The sequence below is a fragment of the Brevibacillus sp. SKDU10 genome (assembly GCF_001645205.1).
Taxonomy (GTDB): Bacteria; Bacillota; Bacilli; order Brevibacillales; family Brevibacillaceae; genus Brevibacillus_B; species Brevibacillus_B halotolerans.
Window position 1 is genome coordinate 21,026 of the sequence record NZ_LSSO01000175.1, and the last position, 23,071, is coordinate 44,096.

18 protein-coding genes are annotated in these 23,071 nt (G+C 41.7%); 9 read left to right on the forward strand and 9 right to left on the reverse strand.

What is annotated here, in order from left to right:
* Window positions 1–2: 2 nt before the first annotated feature.
* A complete protein-coding gene (locus AYJ08_RS16025) occupies window positions 3–785 on the reverse strand; it encodes a thioesterase II family protein (RefSeq protein ID WP_064018557.1) in 783 nt (260 codons plus the stop codon).
* A 764-nt stretch (window positions 786–1,549) separates the two neighbouring features.
* Here AYJ08_RS16025 and AYJ08_RS16030 point away from each other — a divergent pair.
* The 5 genes from AYJ08_RS16030 to AYJ08_RS16050 are packed head-to-tail and all read left to right on the forward strand — an operon-like array spanning window position 1,550 to window position 7,811.
* Window positions 1,550–2,152: an MptD family putative ECF transporter S component gene (locus AYJ08_RS16030; protein WP_064018558.1), complete on the forward strand. Its 603-nt coding sequence runs from the start codon at window positions 1,550–1,552 to the stop codon at window positions 2,150–2,152.
* On the forward strand, window positions 2,149–2,829 hold the full coding sequence (locus AYJ08_RS16035) for an energy-coupling factor transporter transmembrane component T family protein (RefSeq protein ID WP_064018602.1): 681 nt from the start codon (window positions 2,149–2,151) through the stop codon (window positions 2,827–2,829). The genes AYJ08_RS16030 and AYJ08_RS16035 overlap by 4 nt, the downstream gene beginning before the upstream one ends.
* Window positions 2,826–4,271: an ABC transporter ATP-binding protein gene (locus AYJ08_RS16040; RefSeq protein WP_064018559.1), complete on the forward strand. Its 1,446-nt coding sequence runs from the start codon at window positions 2,826–2,828 to the stop codon at window positions 4,269–4,271. The genes AYJ08_RS16035 and AYJ08_RS16040 overlap by 4 nt, the downstream gene beginning before the upstream one ends.
* Entirely contained in the window at window positions 4,261–6,072 is a 1,812-nt protein-coding gene (locus AYJ08_RS16045; protein WP_082890989.1) for an ABC transporter ATP-binding protein, read from the forward strand. The genes AYJ08_RS16040 and AYJ08_RS16045 overlap by 11 nt, the downstream gene beginning before the upstream one ends.
* Complete coding sequence (locus AYJ08_RS16050; RefSeq protein ID WP_197490710.1) at window positions 6,030–7,811, forward strand: ABC transporter ATP-binding protein; 1,782 nt, start codon at window positions 6,030–6,032, stop codon at window positions 7,809–7,811. The genes AYJ08_RS16045 and AYJ08_RS16050 overlap by 43 nt, the downstream gene beginning before the upstream one ends.
* A 212-nt stretch (window positions 7,812–8,023) precedes the next feature.
* Here AYJ08_RS16050 and AYJ08_RS16055 read toward each other — a convergent pair whose 3' ends face one another.
* A complete protein-coding gene (locus AYJ08_RS16055) occupies window positions 8,024–9,766 on the reverse strand; it encodes a methyl-accepting chemotaxis protein (protein ID WP_064018560.1) in 1,743 nt (580 codons plus the stop codon).
* 285 nt (window positions 9,767–10,051) lie between these two features.
* On the opposite strand from AYJ08_RS16055, the gene AYJ08_RS16060 reads away from it, so the two are divergent.
* Window positions 10,052–10,534 (forward strand): hypothetical protein, encoded by a 483-nt coding sequence (locus AYJ08_RS16060; protein WP_231929125.1) that lies wholly within the window; start codon window positions 10,052–10,054, stop codon window positions 10,532–10,534.
* 772 nt (window positions 10,535–11,306) lie between these two features.
* Here AYJ08_RS16060 and AYJ08_RS16065 read toward each other — a convergent pair.
* From AYJ08_RS16065 to AYJ08_RS16075, 3 genes are all read right to left on the reverse strand, one after another.
* Entirely contained in the window at window positions 11,307–11,912 is a 606-nt protein-coding gene (locus tag AYJ08_RS16065; RefSeq protein WP_064018562.1) for a hypothetical protein, read from the reverse strand.
* An 87-nt stretch (window positions 11,913–11,999) separates the two neighbouring features.
* The gene (rarD, locus tag AYJ08_RS16070; RefSeq protein WP_231929126.1) at window positions 12,000–12,923 is read right to left on the reverse strand and encodes an EamA family transporter RarD; all 924 of its coding nucleotides are present in this window, start codon (window positions 12,921–12,923) and stop codon (window positions 12,000–12,002) included.
* Between the two features lie 333 nt (window positions 12,924–13,256).
* Window positions 13,257–14,456 carry an oxalate decarboxylase family bicupin gene (locus AYJ08_RS16075; RefSeq protein WP_064018563.1) on the reverse strand — a complete coding sequence of 400 codons (1,200 nt, stop codon included), beginning with the start codon at window positions 14,454–14,456 and terminating at the stop codon, window positions 13,257–13,259.
* Window positions 14,457–14,850: 394 nt separating this feature from the next.
* Here AYJ08_RS16075 and AYJ08_RS16080 point away from each other — a divergent pair, with 394 nt between their 5' ends.
* Window positions 14,851–16,275 carry an aromatic amino acid hydroxylase gene (locus AYJ08_RS16080; RefSeq protein ID WP_064018564.1) on the forward strand — a complete coding sequence of 475 codons (1,425 nt, stop codon included), beginning with the start codon at window positions 14,851–14,853 and terminating at the stop codon, window positions 16,273–16,275.
* Window positions 16,276–16,500: 225 nt separating this feature from the next.
* On the opposite strand, the gene AYJ08_RS16085 is transcribed toward AYJ08_RS16080, so the two are convergent.
* The 3 genes from AYJ08_RS16085 to AYJ08_RS16100 form a co-directional block, all read right to left on the reverse strand.
* On the reverse strand, window positions 16,501–16,710 hold the full coding sequence (locus tag AYJ08_RS16085; protein ID WP_031412297.1) for a DUF3006 domain-containing protein: 210 nt from the start codon (window positions 16,708–16,710) through the stop codon (window positions 16,501–16,503).
* 236 nt (window positions 16,711–16,946) lie between these two features.
* The gene (locus AYJ08_RS16090; protein WP_064018565.1) at window positions 16,947–17,987 is read right to left on the reverse strand and encodes an MBL fold metallo-hydrolase; all 1,041 of its coding nucleotides are present in this window, start codon (window positions 17,985–17,987) and stop codon (window positions 16,947–16,949) included.
* Between the two features lie 1,018 nt (window positions 17,988–19,005).
* A complete protein-coding gene (locus AYJ08_RS16100; RefSeq protein ID WP_064018566.1) occupies window positions 19,006–19,830 on the reverse strand; it encodes a stalk domain-containing protein in 825 nt (274 codons plus the stop codon).
* A 492-nt stretch (window positions 19,831–20,322) separates the two neighbouring features.
* Between AYJ08_RS16100 and AYJ08_RS16105 the strand changes: the two genes are divergently transcribed.
* On the forward strand, window positions 20,323–21,471 hold the full coding sequence (locus AYJ08_RS16105; protein ID WP_064018567.1) for an MBL fold metallo-hydrolase: 1,149 nt from the start codon (window positions 20,323–20,325) through the stop codon (window positions 21,469–21,471).
* Window positions 21,472–21,571: 100 nt separating this feature from the next.
* Here the strand turns inward: AYJ08_RS16105 and AYJ08_RS24055 are convergent, their stop codons facing one another.
* The gene (locus AYJ08_RS24055; protein ID WP_064018568.1) at window positions 21,572–21,826 is read right to left on the reverse strand and encodes a GNAT family N-acetyltransferase; all 255 of its coding nucleotides are present in this window, start codon (window positions 21,824–21,826) and stop codon (window positions 21,572–21,574) included.
* A gap of 182 nt (window positions 21,827–22,008) precedes the next feature.
* Here AYJ08_RS24055 and AYJ08_RS16115 point away from each other — a divergent pair, with 182 nt between their 5' ends.
* Window positions 22,009–23,061, forward strand: coding sequence for a DUF418 domain-containing protein (locus AYJ08_RS16115; protein WP_064018569.1), 1,053 nt, complete (start codon window positions 22,009–22,011; stop codon window positions 23,059–23,061).
* Window positions 23,062–23,071: the final 10 nt, after the last annotated feature.

Here is a 23,071-nt window from a genome sequence, read left to right on the forward strand (position 1 = left end):
CATTAGCTGTCTCTTCTTGGAAGCGTTAGTTCTTTTTGCTGTGAAATGATTTTTGTAACGGATTGCATAAGTCTCTCCCTTTTTGCTGTCAAAAAGAAATGATCCCCTTCAATCATCTCAAGCGTAAAATCAGAGCTGGTATGACCCTCCCAAGCTTCCATCTCCTCTCGATTCGCCTCCGTGTCCTCAGTTCCGCAAAATGCAGAAATTGGGCATTTGAGGAGTGCTTCCTCTGCATACACGTACGTTTCGTCTACAGCAAAGTCCGCTCGCAATACCGGGAGAAACAGGTTCATGAGCTCCCTATTTTGTAAAATTGCCTCGGGAGTGCCGGAAAAACGGCGCAGTTCACTGACAAACTCATCATCAGGCAAATGATGCAAAGGATGTGGCTCTGGTATGTGCGGAGCTCGGCTTCCTGAAACAATCAGGCGGCAAGGCTGGAGCTTCCATTTTCTTCGAACAGTTCGTGCAAGCTCAAAAGCAATTCGCGCTCCTAAACTATGGCCAAAAAAGAGAAACGGGCGATCCAAATACGGATAAATTGCCTGAGAGATTGCTTCCACTAGCGCCTCCATTTCACATAAAGCTTGTTCCCCAATCCTGTTCTCCCTTCCTGGAAGCTGGATAGGGTACACCCCAATATCCCGGGGCAGCGCATTTGCCCAGCCTCGGTAAGCTGATGCCCCTCCTCCTGCATAGGGCAAGCAGAAAAGACGAATAGTGTCTTTCGCTTCAGGTTGAGAAATCAGCCATGGAGTGGCTGCTTGATCAGTTTCCAACATAACTCCCCCATTCTTTCCATCAGTCGAGTCGGGCGCTAAGCTCCACCATGTCTTTTGACAAGCTCCTTTAGGGAGCGTCACTGGAATCTGTGCTACTTCGACCTTCGACCATAGTGGATATGAATATTCCTTTGATAATGATTATCATAATCATATTAACGCTGAATTTACAAAATCTGCATTTGATCTATTTTTTGTAAATTTACCTAGTTTTCCTCCCATTATCTCGTCCTAGGTCAATCAGATTGACTTTTTTGCAGATTATGCCAGTTTCTTAGCAACGACAGTTGATTGTCGCCAAGCATGATCGGGTAAAAAGGGCGTCATTTCTTCATCTTCTCGCTTCTTGCCGATAGCTCGACTATCGTCTCCCTTTTTCTGAATTCCAGTTTCTGGAGTCCAAATTTTGGGGATTGATCAAGAAATACGAAGAAACATCGAGATATTTGGCGAAAATAGCAGGAATATCTGCCAAAATATAGGCTTTTCCACTTTGACGATGATTCTCATTATCAATATTGTAATTCTATACCAGTATCATTACGTTTTACGTGAGACTGGCTACATAACCGCTTCACTAGCATTTCAAAAAAGGGAATAGAGGGGGATTTTACTTGATTTGAAGGGTACGATTTGAGTTGAAATAAAGGCTCATGTCAACAGACAGGAGGCAAAAGAAAACAATTCGGCAGTACAGGAAATCCTGACCTAACCGCCTCAGCAGATGCCGATAGACTACATGTGAAAAAATAGGAGGATTTAACATGCAAACACAGACAGAAGTCTCTCAAAACAGATGGAAAATGCGTGATTTCATTACACTTGCCATTTTCAATGTGGTGATGCTCATTATTATGACGATTTGTCCAATCTTTACGGTCGTTTCTTATCTGGTTGTAGGAGGAGCCGCTGCACTGTTTAATGGGCCGATTTATATGGTTATGTCCAATAAAATTAACAAACGCGGTGTACTGTTCTTTACTTGCATCATTACAGGCTTGTATTTTGTAGCTTTTGGTTATGCTTATTATCTGCTTACACTAGCTGTGATCGGAATTATCTGCGAATTAATCCTTTGGGGAGGCGATGCCTATAAGAGCACTGTCCGCAATTCCATTGGATACGCTATTTTTTATGTAGGCTGGTCTCTTTGCGGCGTTGTACCGCTTATTTTCTTCCGCGAGCAATATTTAGCTATTTTGAAGAAAAGCTACTCTCCAGAACAGCTTGAAGCCATGCTTTATTATTTTGATACGCCAAGCATGATTCTGATCATGTGCACAATCTCTGCTATCGGTGGGCTAGTTGGTTGCTTTATCGGGAATTTGCTGATGAAAAAACATGTGAAAAAGGCAAAGCTGGTATGAGCATTCTTGGTCCCAAAACGCATTTATTGGTGCTGATTTTAACAAGCATCCTCTCCACGCTTGTGAGCAGTTCATTGCAGGCACATTTGATGGTGCTTACTTGCGCATTGTATTTGATTTGCAACAAACAGCCCAGAAAGGCGCTTTTTTTTGTACTGTCATATATAGCTCTAATGACGATTTTAACGATTCTGCCAGAAGGTGCAGGAACAATCATTATTATTCTCTATACGTTTGCCAGAACGGTTCCGATGGTCATGATCGGGACGATGCTGATGATTTCAACTCCAAGCAGTATCATGTGTGCCTTTGAACGATTAAACGTCCCAAAAGCTGTGCTTATTATGATCTGCATTCTGAACCGCTTTTTCCCGGTTGTTTGGCTTGAAATGAAAGCAATTCGAAATGGCATCAGGGCCAGAGGCATTTTTCCCCAGTGGTATAGCGCTCTCTTACATCCAGCCATGGCCTACGAGTGCTTTTTTATGCCGCTGATCGTCCGTTGCCTGAAGCTATCGACTGAATTAGCCTCGTCCGCAGAACTGCGGGGCATTGAGTGTGGCTGCGCCAGAACCTCTGTCCATCCAGTAGGCTTTCGGGCCATAGACGGCATGGCGGTGGGGCTTTATACGCTGATCGGGACAGCGATTTATTGGACAGGAGGTCTGAACTTGTGATTGAGTTAAACGGCGTCACCTTCCGCTATGAACATGAAGGCGGAGAAGCCGAGAACGAAAACGGTGTAAAGCAAATCAATTTAGCTGTAAAGGCTGGGCAATGCATTGTGCTTTGCGGCCGTTCAGGCTGCGGCAAAAGCACGATCATGCGCCTTATCAACGGACTTGCACCCAGCTTTTATGCTGGTAGCCTCACTGGACAGGTGCATGTTGGCGGAAGAAGTCCTGCCGCTCTTAGTCCAGAAGAACGAACCAGACTAATGGGCGTCGTGTTTCAAGACCCCCGTAGCCAGTTTTTCATGGAAACCGTGCGGGACGAGCTGGCGTTTTCAGCCGAAAACCTCGGAGTTTCGCCACAAGAGATTATGAACCGAATTGAAAAACAAGCGAAAGAGCTGGATATCTTTCATTTGCTCGACCGTCCTCTTCATATGCTATCTAGTGGGCAGAAACAGCGGGTGGCCATTGCGGCAGTGTCTGTTCTTTCACCACCGCTTCTGATGCTTGACGAGCCTACTGCCAATCTAGATCATCACTCTACGCAAAATCTCATTGAAATCCTGAGTAGGCTTAAGAAAAACGGCACTACCCTCTTCATCAGCGAGCATCGGTTACACCCACTCTTGCCTGTTGCCGATCTATTTGTCTGCATGGATAAAGGAAAGATCGCACAAACATGGACGAAAGAAGAATTTTCTCAGCTTTCCTACGAAGACGTACGTCCATACGGTCTGCGCCACCCTGATATGATTACATGCCTATCGGAAAACAAATCAGCTGAAGTGCCGAAATCCCTCCCTGCTCTGGAGGGTCGGAAGCTTACCTATCGATACAAAAGAAAAGGCGATGGGATTACAGACGTAGACATCACGCTTTTGAAAGGAGAGGTTACCGCACTGACAGGGGAAAACGGAACGGGAAAAACCACCCTGAGCAAGGTTCTATGCGGTCTTCTGCGCCAGCAAAAAGGGGTGATTTTCAGTCAAGGAAGCCGATTATCGGCAAGCCAACGACGCGCCTCCAGCTATCTTGTCATGCAGGATGCTGACTATCAGCTCTATGCGGACAGTGTAGGTAATGAGATTGTTTTAGGGAGACGTGTGGATGATTCGCTTCGTTTGAAGGCCTATGAGGCATTGGATGCCTTTGGCTTAGGAGAGCTTCGAGATCGGCACCCTGCCTCCCTTTCCGGCGGAGAAAAGCAACGAGTAACCATGGCCGCGGCTTATTGTTCAGATGCGGAATTAATCATACTAGACGAGCCGACCAGCGGACTTGACGGCGACAGCGTACTCAAGGTTGTTGCATGGGTAAAAAAATTAGCGCAGGCTGGCAAAATCGTCCTCATCATTACGCACGACAACATCCTTTCCGAATTAGCCTGCGATCAAGTCATTGAGCTGAGGAATCGGCAGAAGGAAGTGATAACCGTTGAAAGCTAAGGAAAAAAAGGGAATTTCAAGGCTAATCGAGCTTGCCGGTGAAAAAAAGTCACTTATGGTGTGGTCAGCAATTCTGTCTACCGTAAGCGTGTTTTTGATGCTGGTTCCGTATCTCTCAGTCTACTATGTGATGACTGAGCTTTTAACACATGCTTCTGATATTTCCTCTGTGAACGCTGCGTACATACTACAGTGGGCTATTTGGGGAATTGTAGGTATGCTACTGGGTTATTTCTTCATGTATGTCGGCGGAATGCTTTCGCACATTGCCGCTTTTCGCATCCTCTATGGCATTAGAGTCAAGCTGTCAGATCATATCGGGGCGCTCCCTCTTGGCTACTTTAATAAAAATGCTACAGGTAAAGTCAAAAAAATCGTTGAGCTGGATGTAGAAAAAATCGAACTGTTCATCGCCCACCAGCTACCCGATCTGATTAACACGATCGTCATGATCATAGCAATTATTGTCACGATGTTTTCATTGAACATTTGGCTTGCACTGGCTTGCATCATCCCCATGCTGATTGGATTTGCCGCCCAATTCTCCATGATGGCCGGCAAAAAAGCAAAGCAGGGATTGAAGGAGTATTTTGACGCGCTAGAAAACATTAATACTTCATCCATCCAGTACGTACGAGGGATGCCCTCTATCAAAATCTTTGGGCAAACCGTTCACTCTTTTCGAAAATTCCATGAAGACATGCTGCATTACCGTAATTTTAGTGTGACTTATACAGACAATTTTCAAAACGGCTATGTTTCCTTTAAAGTCATCCTTTTATCATTAGCAACTTTCTTTTTACCTGTCGGACTGTTTTTTATCAGCACAGATCCACATAACATCGCCTTTGCCGCAACATTGCTGTTTTTTCTCGTTTTGTCACCGGGTATTTCTACGCCGATTTTCAAATTAAACAGCTTTGCCTCCACCCTTAACACGATTGTTGAAGGGGTCAACCGCATTGACCGTATGTTCAAGGAAACAACCATCAAAGAGCCTGAAATCGGCAAACAGCCTTCGTCTTATGACATCGGCTTCCATGAGGTTTCCTTTTCATACGGAGATGAAGGCAGCCCAGAGGTTTTGCAGGGAATCAGCTTTATAGCACCCCAGGGCAAAATCACTGCGCTGGTCGGCCCATCCGGTTCAGGAAAATCCACTGTCGCCCAGTTAATCCCGCGGTTTTGGGACGTGCGAAAAGGAAGCATCACCATTGGCGGCGTGGATATCCGCGACATGAAAATGAATGAGCTAATGGACACCCTGTCCTTTGTCTTTCAGGATACGTTTCTGTTTTCCGATACACTTTACAATAATATTTTGGCGGGCAGGCCAACTGCAACACAGGATGAGGTCTATGAAGCAGCGAGGGCAGCGCAATGTCATGAATTTATTGAGCGTTTGCCAAATGGTTACGATACGCTAATTGGCGAGGGCGGAGTTTATCTATCAGGCGGCGAGGAACAGCGAGTATCTGTGGCAAGAGCCATACTGAAAAATTCCCCTATTCTTGTACTCGATGAAGCTACCGCTTATGCAGATTCGGAAAATGAATACCAGATGCAGCTTGCGCTACGCGAGCTTATCAAGGACAAAACTGTATTGATCATTGCCCATCGTTTGACAACTATATGCGAAGCAGATCAGATCATTGTCCTGAAGGAAGGGCAAATCGACGATCTCGGAACCCATAGCGAGCTTCTTGCTCATAATGGCTTATACAAAAGCATGTGGGACGCCTATACATCCTCAGCAGAATGGAAAATCGACATTTCGCAGAAGGAGGGGGAATTCGTGTGATAAGGGAACAGCTTTACAACATTACTGCGGGTGAACCAAAGAAAATATGGAAGCCCATCCTTTGGGCTGTTTTGGCCAACCTAGTCAATATATTTCCGTTCGGATGCCTGGCCGCAGCGGTAAGTATGATTTATGCCTACTATTCGACAGGACAATCCTATTTGAACATGCAAACGCTCTGGCTCATATGGGGGGGCATGCTGTTTTTCCTTGTCCTTGTGTTTCTATGCGAACGGATGTCTTACCGTTCCACCTACCGCAGTGCGTACGTATCTTCTGCTGATGGACGGATACAGCTAGCAGAGCATATGCGTAAGCTTCCTTTAGGATTTCTCATGAAAAAGGACCCCGGAGAACTCGGCCATATGATGATGAATGATTTTACTCATTTAGAAAATGCCGCGACAAATATCCTACCTCAGCTTGTAAGCGGTGCGATTATCCCCATCTTGGCCTTCTTTGGTCTACTTTTTATAGACTGGCGAATGGCTGTAGCTATGCTTGCAGGGTTACCCGTAGCTGTGCTGTTGCTATGGAGTATTTCCGGTCTAGAACGAAAACTTGGCAAGAGTCACTCCGCTGCCAAGATCGTTTTGGCAAATTGTTTGCAGGAATACCTGTTGGGGATGAAAATAATCAAGGCATACAATCTGCGCGGTGAGAACTTTACAAGATTAAAACAGTCTTTTTATCGTTATATGAAGGAAAGCATTAAGCTGGAGGGTGTGCTAGGGCCATTCTTTTTAGTTGCCATGGCCTTTATGCAAACTGGCGTGCCCTTAATGACCATCGTGGGAGTTTATCTCATATTGGGCGGAGAAATTACAGTTCCTTTGTTTGCTACATTCTTGTTAGTGGGTACCCGTGTTTTTGATCCACTATCGGTTGCTATCATGCGCCTCCCAGCGTTCAAATATGATGCCATGGCTGGAGAACGCATCGTTAATCTATTAAATGAGCCTGTCATGAAGGGTGAAGCCGAACCACCCGAAGGTCATGATATCCGCTTTGACAGCGTGACCTTTAGCTATGACAAGAACATCGTGCTAGACAATGTTTCTATGGAAATGAAGGAAGGAACGCTTACCGCGATCGTTGGCCCTTCAGGAAGTGGAAAGAGCACATTGCTGCGCCTGATTGCACGATTTTACGACCCTCAGCAAGGGAAAGTACTGTTTGGCGGTAGCGATGTAAGTGAAATGGACCCGGAAAAGCTTATGAAAAAAATCTCCATGGTATTTCAGGACGTTTACTTGTTCCAGGACACAATCGGCAACAATATCCGCTATGGACGCGAGAACGCTACGCAAGCAGAAATTGAGGAAGCTGCTAAAGAAGCTTGCTGCCATGATTTTATCATGAAGCTGCCACAGGGTTATGACACCATGATCGGGGAAGGCGGATCTACGCTCTCTGGTGGCGAACGTCAACGCATTTCCATCGCCCGAGCCATACTCAAAAATGCCCCCGTGATCCTGCTTGACGAGGCCACCTCCTCCCTCGATCCAGAAAACGAGGTGGAAATGCAAAGAGCAATCAATCGCCTGATTAAAAAGCGTACCGTCATCATGATCGCTCACCGATTAAAAACCGTGGTCAACGCAGACAAAATTATCGTGCTGGACAAAGGCAAGATCGTCGAAGAGGGGCAGCATGAGGAGCTTATCAAAAACGCGGGGTTATATGCGAAGCTGTGGGAGCTTCAGACCAAAACGAATGGCTGGAGAATTACCGCCTAATAGATTATTCCTTGAACCCGTGAGATCGCTTTATTGAAAAGGAAAGAAAGCACTCTCTCTGATCACTTTCTCTGAGCCTTTTTAACAAGATAGAGGCAATGTAGCATCCGCCAGCACATCAATCTGATAGCATAAAAAAGCCGCCGAGGTTTCTCGGCAGCCCGACACCTCCACAACTGTGAAGGTGTTTTTTTTATTTTGGATACCTAGAGTTAATACGTAAAAGTACGAGTAAGCTTTTGCAGCTCTTCAGCCATGCTAGACAGAGAGTTTGCCAATGCAGTTACCTCTTCCATCGAAGCAAGCTGTTCCTCTGCTGAAGAAGCAATATTTTGCGAATGATCCGTTGCCTGTTGGGCAATATGAGACACATTTTCTCCACTGGCTGAAATTTCTTGCAAGCTCGCTGATATCTGTTGACTAATGCTAGCTAATTCTTCGATCTGCTGAGAAATATAGCCTGTTGAAGAAAGAATGTTCTTAAACTTCTGATCCGTATCGTTTGCAATCTCAATCCCTGTCTGTACTTCCTCCTTGACCTTGCTCATGGTCTGAATGGATTGATTCATATCTTGCTGTATCTCTTCTAGTAGCTGCGTAATTTGGTTCGAGGACTGCGTGGACTGATCTGCCAGCTTTCTGACCTCTTCGGCAACTACTGCAAAGCCTCTACCATGTTCGCCAGCTCTTGCAGCCTCAATAGCAGCATTTAAGGCTAGTAGATTAGTTTGAGCAGATATATCTGTAATGACGCTTAACATTCCGGAAATATCATTTGTACGCTTATCAAGAAGCTTAATCACAGCATCTGATTCATTAACAGATTTATGGATGGAATTCATCTGCTGAACTGTTTTTTGTACGGCTAGTCCACCATCCTCTGCCGTTTCTCTCGTTTCGGTAGACGTTTCTGCAATAGAGGACGAGCTTTCTGCTATTCGTTGCATACCAACTGAGATTTCCTCAATGGAGCTTGTTGTTTTATAAAGAGCATTTTGTTGTTCCTCAGCACCACTCGCCGCTTCCTGAATAGCAAGCGTAATTTGTTCATTTGCCTTGCTTGTCTCTTCTGCACTAGCTGTTAATTCCTTTGCGGAACCAGCTACTCGTTGTGCCGATAAGTCCACTTCACTAATCAGATGGCGTATATTTTTGATCATGTAATTAAAATCTTTTGCCAAATTGCCTATTTCATCCTTGGAGGTAATCTTCAATTCTTCTATTGTAAGATCACCATCGGCTACCCTGTTCAACTGCTGGGCCACCACAACAATTGGTTTCGTAAACAGCCTTGAGAAAAAGTTAACCACAATAATCCCAACAACCGTAGAAACGGAACCAATCAGAGCTACCAAGGTCAAAATGTTATTAGCTCCTTTATTAAACTCAGTAAGATAGGCTCCTGATCCCACAATCCATCCCCAATGCGGCTCTAACTCGACATAAGACACTTTAGTCTCAACCTCATCAGAATTGGCGATCTGCCATTTGTACCTCACAAATCCGCCGCCGGAAGTTCCCTTTTCAACTAACTCTTTCGCCAATAAAACACCGTCCTGTGTGATGACATCGGAAAGATCTTGGCCTTCATTGGCTGGATTCATGACAGACACAGCTTTCTCATTGATTGCCCAAACATAGCCGGTTTCGCCTGTCGTGTACTCTTTTTTAGTCGGACGCTTGTTCTCAGAATTTTTTGTACCTAGTAGCTCCTGACGTACCCTTTCCTGAGCTTCTTCTAAGGTTAGCTGTCCTGCCTCAACTCGCTCATTCATTAGGTCAATCATACCAATTACCATTTTCACATTTTTTTGTAGGGCTGCCTGACCTGCTTGATCTAGCTCCTGCTTTGTAGACCCATAGGTAGTGATTCCAATAACCAAAGTAGGTACTAGTAAGATTGCTAAGCATAAAATCGTAAGTTTGGCTCTTAAAGAAGCGATTTGAATTTTCACAGTCTCTCCTCCTTTAGGGACTTTCTCATATGACAAAATGGATGTTTTTTTCCTACAATCGCCATTCATTCTATCCTTATAAATATCGTAGAAACGGAGTCATCTAATGAGTGGAAATAATTACCTAATAGAAAAATTTGAAAATTAGCTTACTTGCTTGAGGGAAAAAGGAGGGAGCGAAATTGAAGATTGGGAAATGGGTCAGCAATTTTGTTTGATAAGTAGCTGTTAATCTTTTCACAAAAATACCGATATATAAAGGAAGAACTCACAAACCGGAAAAGGATGAGAATTGTGGATGTAAAAATATTAAATGCGTATCTCAAAGGACTGACAACTGTACTAGGTTCATTAGGAATTAATATACAGCGCCAAGATGTGCAGCTACAAAATTCACCTTATACCTACAGTCAGTCCCATCGAGTGGTTTCCCAAATAACGGGTGATGTTACAGGGGACATTATTATTGGCATGGAAGAAGATGCTCTTCGTGTTTTACTTCAGTCCTTTAGTATCCCACTAGACATGGTTGATGACGAAATGAGAAGAAGTGTACTTGAAGAATTCGCAGATATGGTACGAGGACATGCCATTACCAGCTATCAAGCAATTGATGCTCAAGTTGAGTTTACGAATGTTGGCCTACTCAAAAATATTTATTCGGGCGATACCTTACCTCAGCAAGAGCAAAGCTTAAGTGTACATATTCTCGTCAATGATGAATTCCCAATCCATGTCGATTTTGTATTGGAGCAAATTCCAGCATAAGAAAATAAGAGCATGCAGCAACTAAAGACAAATACCTTACATCTGGTATTTATCTATTTCATCTGCATAAAAAACGAAACCCTCTAAATATCATTTAGAGGGTTATAAACGCAACAATCTATCTTTATTTACGATTTTTCTGCGCTTATTTTGGAGGATTGCTCCCTTTCCATAAAGACATAAGATTTCCTTCGATATGAACACGCTCCTTGAACCTTATCCCATATCTTAGCCAGACAATTCGGGCATCTATATCGTTGACGCTTTACCTCAATTTTTCTTGGTTCACCGTCTATAATATCATCGAATATCTGTATACGGGATTCTGTTTTGTGAAACTTTTGGTTTCTACATATGGAGCATCTTTTAGGAGGTTCGGTGTAAATATTAATATGTACCACACTCCTTATCGAAGTTTCTGATCGAAAGATATTATATAATAACCGTTCCCGATCTACTACACAAAAGTTAACGAAACTGTAATTCTACCTTAATTTTACATTATGTTAAAAATTTCAATCCTAACTAGATTAAACGTGATGAAAAGTATATATCAGCCGTAATGAGCTGCGCCCATTGCAGATGTTCATACTGGACAAAATGCTGTCCTACCAGGCAGATTACATAAAAAAGACGTGCATGGAATATTGGTCCTTCTACACGTCTTAAGAAATAAGTACCTCTACTTTCTACATCTTCTTAGCGAGTCTATTCATTTAACATCTCCCATAGGAATAGCTCCAATTAAGCTTCCAAACAGACCTAGCTGGTTCTACAATTTTTTGGGCGGGTCTAATCTAACAGGATCAATCATCACAGTGATATCACTAGAATCTCTTTTTATCGAAATGTTTACTCCCTCAACCTTTATTTCTTCAAAAGCCCTGGCAGCGCTTCCGCCTTTAAGCAGTTGATCTAGCTGATTTGACCAGACGATGCCAGTGGCTTGAATCATCGCCTTGGTGGTATGTAAATCGGGAGTCCCCTGAAACATCAACCCATCTATCGTTTTTCCATCACTCTTTAGCATTACGCTTACCCATTTAGCTTCGTCCTTCGTGTACTTCTCTTGTTTGGGATAATAGAATCGATAAAAATTCGTCTTCTTTTCTACTTCGAGAGTAAATGGCAAAATATCAATGTTTTGACTGGCTAACTCTGCTTTCAATTTGTTATAACGACTGAGATACTCGTCTGTGGTCATATGTGTAAATGTACCCGTTTCTTTTCTTTCCTCTTGTTTCAAATTTGACTGCGGACTAGTAGAAAGCGAAAGATTGTTTTTTTCAATGGAAGCATTCGACTTTTCGTTATCTCCGAACACCGCTAGTCCAATTACGACAAACAATACTGCCAACAAAGCTATATACTTTTTCAAAAATACCCCTCCTTATATTTTGCATGATTCGTCATATTACATTTTTATCTTCATAAATAGTAGGGAAGTAGTGAAAGCGAACAACTTTTATGTCCGCTTTTCAATCCGCTGTTTAAAAAACGCTGGTTGCCAGGCTTGCATGATCGGAGTTCGGGACAGTGTGTATAGGATAAGCGCTACCCAAATGCAAACAAAGCTTAAAAGATGGCTATCTGTAAACGATTCTTTATACAAAAATACAGCGATCGCCAATTGTATCGTAGGAGCTAAGTATTGGATAAAGCCTAATGTAGAAAGAGAAATGCGTTGCGCTGCTGAAGCAAATGCAAGAAGCGGCATTGCGGTAGCTACTCCCGATCCAATCAGCAATAAATCTGTTCCCCAGTCCGCCGCTCCAAACGCCCCAACACCTTGGCTTTGCAACCAGCAGATATAAACAAACGAAATCAAGGCAACCGGAACCGTCTCTAATGTTAATGAGGTAATCGAGTCTGTTTGAATCAGTTTTTTTACAACCCCATAAATCCCAAATGACAAGGCTAAAGAAAGGGAAATCCACGGAAGCTGTCCAAAATTAATCGCCATCCAGCATACGCCTGCTGCCGCAAAAAGTAAGGAGATAAGTTGCCAGAAATCTAACCGTTCTCGAAAAAATAGCATACCTAACGCGACATTAAGCAGAGGATTAATATAATAGCCTAGACTCGTCTCTACAATATGACCGGCGTTGACAGCCCATATGTAAATCATCCAGTTCGCGCTAATTAAGACGGAAGCCAGTAAAAAAAGCAGTAGACTCTTGGGTTTTTTCATAAATTCCAAAACTCGGCTCCACTTCTTGCTTAGTCCTACTAACGCAATTGAAAAAATCAGTGACCATAAAATACGATGAGCTAAAATCTCTCCTGGTGGTATAAAACTGACACTTTTCCAATAAATCGGCAGGAATCCCCACATGGCATACGCCGCTATAGCATAAAGGATTCCTCCTCTCTGTTCTTTCTGCATCATTCTCCATCTCTTTCCTTCTTGAATTGTTCCTAATCATACAAGAATTCACATTTTTTATCAAAGAAGTTTTGGAGAAAATTACACCTTCTTGTTTGCGCTTTCAAAAGGTTGTCTGCTTCTTTGTGCATCACATAGCCTCCTTTTACCTTAATCCTCTACATTAGCAAAACCTATACGTTCAAGATTACCATTCTTACACAGTAAATCGAACATCTATTTAGTTTTTCACCCTTTACAAAAAAAAGGCTTCCAACCGTGTTACGTTACACCCGGTTGGAAACCTTTACCTATTTACCTATCTATTTATCAATTTTACAATTTTGCATCAGGTTATTATTTAGGATAATAAGTAAAGCCCGGATACGAAACAACCGGCCATTTTTCCTTGCGTAATGCATTCAATAGCTCAGAATCAACCTGTAAATTATCCTTCACCAGATCACGGGGAGTAAGTGCCATCCATTGATTTAAAGACATATCGGCAAATCGATCGCTTTTAAATATTTCTAAGAACCACAATGTTTGGTCACCAGTATTCTGAACATAATGTCCGTAGGCAAATGGCACGTAACCGACATCCCCAGCTCTGTAATCAAATGTACGTGCTGCACCGTCTCCTGCAAACACAGTCATTCTTCCTTGACCGGACAAATAATACTGCCACTCGTCATTATTCGGATGCCAATGCAGTTCTCTCATTGCTCCTGGTTCAATTTCAACCAAAGCAGCAGCAACTGTTTTTGAAGCCGGAAAATTAGAGGAATCCACAATTCTAACGCTTCCCCCAGGTGTACGAATTGGCTTTTGAGCTAGCAACCGATATGTAAAGCTTTTAGGAACTGTCCCATAAGGGGAACGGACCCTTTGACTGTCTAACGGACCAGGAACCTTATCCTGATAGATATAAACCTGATCAGAAGGAATGTTGGCAAAGGCATCCTCTGGCACACCAAAATTGGCTGATAAAACATCCTTTGGAGTATGCGCAAACCAATCCGTGATGGATAAGGTATTCATATCAGAGAAGCTTCCGTCATCAAACACAAGCAAAAATTCACAGCCCTCTTCTAGCCCCTGAATGGAATGAGGAATTCCTGGGGGAAAATACCAAAGATCACCCGGTCCAACATCGGCAATAAAGTTTCTTCCATCTTGATCAACTGAGGTTATCCGCGCTCGCCCTACTATCATATAAGACCATTCTGCCTGCTGATGCCAATGTAATTCACGCACTCCGCCAGGCGTTAACCGCATATTTACTCCAGCAAGTGTTGTTGCAATCGGGAGTTCTCTAACGGTCACCTCCCTCGACCAGCCACCGTGATTTAATTGCATGTGTGTATCGGAGAAGGAAAATTTTAAATTGGGAATTAATCCTGCATCTGTGATTGGCGGTACAAGCAAATCAGGATTTTCAATATCGCGCATAATGTCACGAGGACCGGGATCAGTCGCTCCAGCACCATCTTTTCTGATGGGCTGCGGTATACCTTCACATGAGCCTTGATCCACATCTAAATGTCTGTTTACCATAAACACTCGCTCCTCTCACTTAGCTGCTACAAGTAATGGTACTTTTTTCATCAAATAATGTATGACACAAATTTGCTCATTATGACTCCCCGTCAATAAAGCCTTGATAAAAAAATTTCATTCCCCGCGATCGGCAGTAAATTCCCACGCTATGGTTAGCTAAGTTAGCCTTTTACAAACGAATGCATTTACAAACCGAAAATTAACTAAATTGCATGAATATTTCCGACCGTATTGACGATCTTATTTTCCCAGCATATACTTATCCCTATACTTTATCACTTAAAAGCATAACAGTTTAAAAGCTTAAAAGCATAACAGCTTAAAAGCAAAGAAGTGAAGCAACCCACTCTTATGCTGACAAGAGCTAGGATGGGACAGGAGGACATTAATTATGCAAGCTACTACTAAACCAAATTTCGTTATCCCCAAACATCTTCAACCCTACGTCGTTGAGCAAAATTATGATAAATATACAGAAGTTGACCAACAAGTGTGGCGTCATGTATTGCACCGAAATTACAATTTTTTAAAGGACGTAGCTCATCCAGCATATGTAGATGGATTACGTAAAACAGGGATAAGCCTAGATCATATTCCTCGTGTGGAAGAAATGAACCAATGCTTACAGCCATCTGGCTGGGGGGCTGTTACGATAGACGGATTTATACCTGCCGTAGTTTTCTTTGATTTTCAATCGCGTGGGATTCTTCCGATCGCTACTGATATCCGTAAGCCTGAGCATATCGACTACACTCCGGCACCTGACATTATCCATGAGGCGGCCGGTCATGCTCCTATTCTAAGCGATAAGTGGTATGCCGATTATGTTAAACGTTTTGGCCAGATTGGCGCTAAAGCATTTGCTACCAGAGAAGAGCATGAGGTTTTTGAAGCGATTCGTGCATACTCCAAATTAATGGAGGACCCGCTGGCGACACAAGAAGAGGTTCAGTTAGCCAAAGAAATTCTTGATGCCAAGCAGAGCGCAGTAACAGGTGTATCAGAAGCAGAAGAGATTGCTCGATTATACTGGTGGACTGTAGAATACGGGTTATTCGGCAAACTAGAACAGCCATTGCTATACGGTGCTGGATTACTTTCTTCTATTGAGGAGAGCAGACACTGTTTAACCGATGCTGTAATCAAGCGCCCATTCTCTTTAGAAGAAACCATTCACACAGCATTTGACATAACCAAAATGCAGCCGCAGCTATTTGTTTGCGAAAGCTTTGACCAGTTGCTTGATTCTGTTGAACGTTTCAAGCATCGCATGGCCTTTCATACAGGTGGGAAGGTGGCTATGGAAAAGGCCCTTCGTTCAGGTGCTACCTCCACAGTAGTTTACAGCTCTGGTTTACAGGTAACAGGAACCTTAGAGTCAATGGTGTACGCTGAAAATAGTGAGATTGTTTTCTTCCGCATGGAGGGTCCGACTGCTCTTGCCTGGAATAATCAGGAATTGAACGGACATAGCAAATCTACACATGCTGAAGGTTTTTCTTCTCCAATTGGTCGCCTGCAAGGTGTGTCACTTCCACTGGAGCTGTTTACAGATGGAGACCTAGAAGCACATGGCATCAGAATGAATGAACACGTGAAGCTGATGCTTGAAGGCGGAATGACAGTAGAAGGAAGATTGGAAGAAATCGTTCGTCAAGAAGGCAAGATATTGCTTCTGTCCTTTCATCAATGCAAGATTAGTCATCATGGACGTACCTTATTCCAATCTGATCAAGGCACATACGATATGGCTGTGGGCGAGCGAATTGTATCCACATTCGCAGGGGCAGCCGATCCTGAAAGATTCTTCGAGTAAAACAAGATTCGTACACGAATGTCCCGACTGCTGTTGGGACATTTTTTTTATGACTTTCCACTCCCTATTTTAATATGTGATCTGGACAAGAAAAAAAGCACCGCAAATGGGTGCTAAGGCTTCCTAGGGTATAAACTATCCTCTGCTACATTTTTTGAATTCAGTAATTCTTGTTCAGGAATTTCTTAGATATAAGCCTAGTATTCTTCATATTGCCTGTATGTCTTATTCAAACAAATCATCCATCAAATCATTAGCTTCTTTTTCTCTAGCCTCCGTTTCTGCTTGATCTACTTCAGTAGAAATATGTATCACTTGACCAACCTGCACATCGGCCTGAAAAATAGCTCTAGGAAGATCATACGTCTGACCATCAATCTCCACAACAACCATGCCCTCCTCAAAGCGATCAATAATTCCTTTTGTTGTTTTCATACTCGCTACCTCTCAGTCTTTATATACTAGTCTACTATGGGGTGTAACAGTAAGACTTTGCATTCATTATAAGTCAATAGTAGCAAAACCATAGAAACGCCGAATGTAAAAGATATGGATTTTTAAAAAGTGTTATTGGTGTAAGGAAAATAACTCTACACTTGCAAAAAGCAATAGATAATCCCCTAAAAAATCGGCAGAACAATAGATTAGCATTCTACCGATTTTTCCCCTTTCTACCTCGCCGTTTTACATGTGACCGTCTTTCCGTTACTGACAGCTAAGATTGTTCCTTTTTGATCTGTACGGTATGTAATGATTTTTGATTGTTGTAATTTTTGTAGCGTGCCTTGGGTTGGATGCCCGTATTTATTGTCCTTCCCGGAGCTGATCACTGCGTATTTAGGCGCTACTGCTTTCAGAAAAGCAGGTGATGTAGAAGAATTTGATCCATGATGACCAACCTTTAACACGTCAGCCTTGAGAACTTGCTTGCTCTTAAGCATGTCTGCCTCTGATTTGTGCTCAGCATCGCCAGTAAATAAAAATGAGGTTGCTCCATAAGTAAGGTGTAAAACAGCACTCCATTCATTTAATTCCTTCTCGTATGTACCAACCGGAGCAACGAATTTAGCTGAAACGCCCTGTAGTGGTATCGTTGTACCTGCTGTTGCTGGTTTAATGGATAAGCCTTGTGCTTTGATTTGCTTCAACAGGGTTATGTATGTCTCGGTTGTATGAGCTACTTTGGGTGCATATACAGATTTAACTTTAAAGTTCTGCATGACCTTGTGCAAGCCACCAATATGATCTGCATCTGGATGAGTCATGATGAGAACCTCGATGTCATCGACCTTGAGGTCCTTTAAGTATTTGACCATTAAATCGCCCTTGTCCGTATTCCCGCCATCAATTAGAATATCCTCACCTTTAGGTGTTTTTATGTAAGTAGCATCGCCTTGACCGACATCGAGGAAGTAGACTTTTAGATCATTTGTAGCTGATGATACTGGAACGGTCGGAGCAGGTGCTTGCTTACCAGCAGGGACAGCTTGTTTTTTGATTTGTGACACTGGGGCTTGCTTCGGTTGATTTGGACGGATTAGCTTACCATCCCGATGAATATGATACTCTCCATCCTTTAATCCCCATTTATTGCAGTTCGTTTTGCAAATATGCCCACCATTGGCATCTGTCTTACCAGGATGCGCTTCAGACAGGCCAATGGGTAGAATAAACATAGCCATGATAATGACTAGCAAGATGTTTCTTTTCAACACGTACACCTCCAAATGATTCGAAAAATACTAGCTAAAGCTTTAACTTGTATGCTGTCATAAAAAATACACCCTCTAAAGTTCATCGGCTAACCTCAAGGCTTTTTCCAATGTTTACTTTAAAAGAGTGCATTTTTTTCTTAACACGTTTATCTGTTATTGAACAATCCTGGTTCTGAATGTTTATTAATACTAATAATTTCGCCGGATCTCATTCATCTGATATTAATATTAAACCGCTACATTCCTAAGCATAGTCAAGAATAGGATGATTGGTTTAGGATTAAACTTTTTTCTTCGATTTAAGTAGTAAACTCAGTTTTTACTGTAAAATGGCTATAAACATAGACTAAATTACTGCCGATTCATTTCATTAGAATAATTGATTCGATCAAGTATCACAACTTTACATGATTAACAAAGCGGCCCTGCGCCAACCAGAATTACCTGTTATGAAATACTGAATCCTAATGTAACGAATCTCTTCCTAACGAAGAGACTAAATGTAACTATCACGTTACTACAAGTAAGTTAACAGCTTTCATACATATAATTGGAATAAGATGATTCCATACATTTATGGTATTCCACTACTTTTTGTTCATGGTAAAAATGTTTTTTGTAGTAATAAATATGTTTATCAGGATTCATATGTTCGTAAAATTTAGCCAGCATTCCGTATAAGTTTGCCTTCTCCAGATGATATTTTAATTTATCTTTCATAGTTATCCTCCCCTCTTTCGTTATATCTTTAGGATATGTATCACATAATGAGTGTGTATTGTTTTTTTTCATTTCCAGAGCCTATTTTCGAGACATTTTACTTATATAGAACAATAATTCCCCTAAGCTGACTCTGAGCCTATGTTTTCCCTCAAAAAAATAAGTCTATAACAAACGTCAATTATCGACGCATTGCCCCCTCATAATACCCCCATATAAAAAAATCCCTCGCCAAAGCGAGGAATGCATATCAATTACCCACATCATATAGGAATTTTATTCGTTTATCTAATCTTTACGTAGCCTGCAAATCGTCAATCAAAACAATTTTTCCCTCTTCCTTCCAATCTACGCTCGTTTTTAATTGTTCACTAACAAAACGTAGCGGCAGGAACAAACGTCCATTTTTTAGGACAGGTGCAGTTTCTAACGTGATGATTTTTCCGTTTACAGTTGCTTCTTTTTTATCCAAATATAGAGTAATGGACTGACTACCACGAGTAATTGCTACCGAACGTGTTTTTTCATCCCATTTCACGTCTGCTTTAAGTGCCGCACTGATAACGCGAATCGGAACCAGAGCTCGTCCTCCCTGCATGAAAGGCTTTACATCTGACGTAATAAGCTTACCATCTACAAGAGTAGTAATTTCATCGCTGCCGTTTTTCTTTAAAAGTTTACCCAGCTTTTCAACAGAAGAGCGGTCCGCTTTGTTATAGTAACGCTCCACTAGTTCCAGTTGAACCTCTACTGCTTGGGAAATGTCCGCTTGCTTTTCTAATTCGGATACCAGTGTTTCATATTTAGATTTTTGTTCGCCGCTAATCTCTGTAGAATGTTTCAATTCCTGACGTAGCTCGATCAATTCTTTTTTTAGCTTGACGTTTTCCAGTACTGGTTTAGCTGGAGAGCTATTCTGCTTTGTTTCTTCTGTTTCGGATGTCTTTTCCTTTTTTTCTTTTTTTTCTTTCTCTTCATTCTTTTTGCTATCTACTGAAACTTCAACTTCTACCTTGCCCTTCCAATTTGCATTTCCGTTATCTTCCTCTTTCGCTAATACTGCGGGTACTGCGGTTACCATAAGAGCAATAGCCAAGGATGTAGACATCAATTTTTTCATTGTTCATTCTCCTCTCAAGATGTATGAATATTCGCTTGCGATTTCTTGACGAGGAACGATTATTCAAGGTTGCAGAGGAACGCTAATTATTGTATTGCACAATTTTCGTACCTTGTCATTTCGTCAGAATAAAAGAACAAAGCTTATGCTTTAAAGGATGATATGCATAAAAAATCTACTTTAGGATGCATAAAAAAAGACACAGAATCACATAACAAAAAGCCCCCAACAGATGAACTGCTGAAGAGCTTTTTGTTTTACAAATAAAGCCTGGCATTCTTTATTTGGCATAAGCAAAATCACGCCGATTTTTATCGACAGCACCATTGTTCATTCGCTTTATGCATGGTTATCTTATTCCAAGTATTTGAAAAAGTTACTTAAACGATAAAAAATCCATACATAACACCCTGCATGCACTCCCCTGCCCCATATCTCTGCCTCTACATAATAGAAATTTCTAGTGGCTATACTACTCACAGGAGGTGCGCCATGAACAAATTTCATATCATGAGTATAGGAATTAGTATCGCATTATTTGCAACAGCTTGCGCTAACATCGGAGGTACAAATCAGGATGTAAGACGTAACCAAACAGTTCAAAACAACGGGGCGGCGAATAACTCCTCAAATGTACGCCAAATGAACAATGGAGCTACTGTGGCTACAGCTATCAAGGAAGCTCCGTCAACAGTAAATGCACGGTATGTAGAGCCATCTGCCAAAAAAGTACTGCATTCTGGTGAGAAAATAAATCGGCTATATAATCGAAATTTAAATGATAAGTATATCTTGCAGCGTCTTACTTCTCGTACGTATTGGGTTCAGAGTAATTTTTACAGTACAACCTTCTTTGTTGGTAAAAAAGGGGTATTACTGTTCGATCCATTAGAAGATCGTACAGATCAACTCTTAGCTGCTGTTCGCAAGGTGACCAAATTACCTATTACCAGCGTTGTTTATTCTCATAACCATGCGGATCACATAGGTGATGCTTCTAAGATGCTTGCTGCATTAAAGAAATCAGGCGTAAAACCGGGCATTATTGCAAGTAAGGCTACATTCGACAAACAAGTCTATTTAAAGAGTAAGCTTCCTCGCCCGACAGAGGTCGTCTCTTGGCCAAAGGGTTCATTTACATTCGAGGATCTAACTGTTCAATTACATGGATTCCAGCGAGCAGGTCATTCGGATGATCATTCGGTTTGGCTGCTTAAGGACGAGGGTGTGCTTCACGCACCTGACTTAATAAACCCAGATCAGCCTCCATTTTGGAGATTTGGAGGCTCAGATACCTTCCTTTACCATGAGCAAAATCTTCAAGATGCACGTAAGCTACCATGGAAATGGGTTAATGGTGGACATGGAAACGTTGGAGAAAAGAAAGACTTTGACTCTGATCTAGCCTTTATCAAAGATCTTAAAAAAGCCGTAGGAGATGCTATACAAACCCAGAAATTTGGCGATTTTGTTGACCCTAACAAAGGTGCTCATGCTGCCTTCTTACCAGCCTGGTTAAACGCTGTCTCTAAACAAGCCACCGACACCCTCCGCCCGAAATATGGAAAATATTATGGCTTTGAATATTCTACACCGCCTAATGCCGAGATGGTCGCTGAATGGATGTTTTCTTATCGTTAGACATGAAGCAGAATAATTGCAAAAGCATATCTATGCCCGCTCTTTCTACTCTGAGCGGGCTTTATCCATCCTATTGCACATCTGTTCCCGGCTATCTTTTTTAGCCTTTTATTTGTAAAAATTCTTTTTCCAGAACAGAAAAAAAGTATTGATCAACCCATTCATTTTGCCAAAAGAGCTCTTCTTTAAAAACAGCCTCTTTTGTCATTCCTATACGCTCCATTAACGCTATTGAACGTTTATTTTGGGAATTGCACATAAGCTCTGATCGCATTCTATCCTGCAAATAAAGTCCAAATCTTTGTTTGATACCGAAGATAATAATAATTTTTCCCCAACAATTTTCATTATTCATTTTACTCCTTCAGATTACCACTCAGCTCACATTCATTCAGTGGATTCGAGCTTCTCTTGGTATGTAATTTTTCAGGAATCTTACAATACTGTAAGCTTTTTGTTAGGTAATGTCATACTAACTACTGCATATTTTTTGTACGCTACAAGAGATCATTATGTACAAAGGAGAAAGACAGAGAAATGAAGCAACTGCAAAGCTACAAGAGAATTGATACTTTAGATTATTTACGTGGATTTGCTTTAGTAGGTATTTTACTTATTAACATTATTGCTGTACTTACGATTGGCGATCCGATTGCAAACACGAAAGATGCTTCCTACCAACGATTTTTATTCTTATTTGTAGAAGGTAGATTTTTTACCATCTTCTCATTTTTATTTGGTGTTGGCTTTTATCTATTTATGACAAGGGCAAATGCCAAAGGTAACAATGGATATCTCTTATTTTTACGACGACTTCTAGCCTTATTTGCTATTGGATATGTTCATGGACTGTTTCTAGGTGGAGAAGTATTAAGAGAATATGCCATCTACGGATTCATTTTATTATTATGTTTCAAAGTAAAGAAACAGATAAACATCGTTATCGGGCTGATAGGATTAGCTATTTCCTGTTTTTTTGCCATAAAAGCATTGATCACACTGCCACTTATGCTACTGGGTTTGGCAGCCGGTCAATACCGCTTTTTTGAATGCCTTACAGAAAAAACGAAGCAAATCGCTATAGGTACAGGTTTTTTGTTGCTTATTAGCATAGCTGGCATTCTATATCAATACGCACAGGTACCTGCCCTCCCTTTTCCCCCTATGATTTTAGGTGGTACAGGAGATCCTACTATCGAACAAGCAAATCATTTCTTACAGATAGGCATTATGATTGGACCAATTATATCCAGTGTCTATGTCGGTGTCATTATCCTATCCCTGCAAAGTAAATTCGCTCAAGTTTTGCTTCATCCCCTGAAGCTTTATGGACGTATGGCATTAACAAACTATCTGGGCCAAACCTTTATACTTTTGGCTATTGGGCATCTATGTCATTTATTTGGGCAGATTACCTATATACAAACCTTGTACCTCTGTGTCCTTGTCTATGTCATTCAAATTTTCTTTAGTGTAATTTGGATGAACTTCTTTACAATGGGACCGATGGAATGGGTATGGCGTATCGTTACCTATTGGCAGGTTCCCCAGCTTCGAAAAAATAAAAAGAGCTACCATGTCAGTTTATAAATTAATCAGA